This is a genomic window from Desulfobotulus pelophilus (assembly GCF_026155325.1).
Taxonomy (GTDB): Bacteria; Desulfobacterota; Desulfobacteria; order Desulfobacterales; family ASO4-4; genus Desulfobotulus; species Desulfobotulus pelophilus.
Genome location: NZ_JAPFPW010000070.1, coordinates 1 through 891 on the forward strand (window position 1 = coordinate 1; position 891 = coordinate 891).

The window sequence follows — 891 nt, forward strand, 5'->3', positions numbered from 1 at the left end:
GTCCACCAGCTTCTTTTTCTCCCGTGCCAGCTGAAGGGCCACCATCTCCCTTTTCTGGGCCATCAGCTCCAGAGCCAGAGCCCGCTTGGCGGCGTTGTCCTTTTCCAGCTGACGGGCGGCGGTGACAGGGCTGCCGCCGTCGGTCTTTTCCAGCTCCACCCTGGTCACATAGGCCAGAACTTCCGTTTCCGTAATGGGCTGGCCCTTTTTGTAGCGGATCAGCCCGCTCTTCTGATCCTGATAGAGCTTGGTCTTTTCGATGGAAAAGCCCTCTCCCTGCAAAAACCGCAGGACGTCCATCAGGGTCTTGAACTCCCTTTCAGGCGGGGTCTCCTCCATCCTTTCTCCTTCCATGAATCCTGAACCCAAAATCTGCGCAAGGCCCCTTTAGGCGGGAACCTTTGTGCGCTCCTTCCGGCCTCTTCAGCCGGGTATCTGCCAGCCCGATGGTCGGGCTTTTTGGGGCGTGCAGCAGCGTCAGCATTCTGACGGATATCAGCCCAAACAGACTGGAATCACAAACTTTTCCGTTTTCCGTTCCGTTTTCGACTTTCACTGTGCACGAACTTCGCGCTCCGCGTCCCCGTGGAGGGCCGGGGGCCGGGTAGTACCTTGGCCGGTTCAAAGACGCTGGTTTCCGTGGGGGTCTGCCAGTGGCAGGGTCATCCCGCCGTGGTCCATCAGCTCGTACAGATCCGGCAGCGCAGCCTCGACCAGTGTCAGGGCCTGCCGGTAAAACTCCCATCGCTCCGGCTCCTCAGGCGTAACGCCGGGCCTGGCTCTCAGGATGATCCGCCAGTGCGGATCTCTGGCCAGAGAAATGCCCATGGGTTTTGACCGCAGGAACTCGGACAACGCCACCACGGCGGGGTAATCCCGCCAATGGATTTG

2 protein-coding genes are annotated in these 891 nt (G+C 59.9%); both read right to left on the reverse strand.

What is annotated here, in order from left to right:
- On the reverse strand, positions 1-339 hold a 339-nt coding region (locus OOT00_RS16050; protein ID WP_265426433.1), incomplete at its 3' end, for a hypothetical protein.
- A 282-nt stretch (positions 340-621) separates the two neighbouring features.
- Positions 622-891, reverse strand: a 270-nt coding sequence (locus OOT00_RS16055; protein WP_265426434.1) for a hypothetical protein, incomplete at its 5' end; no start/stop codon positions are given.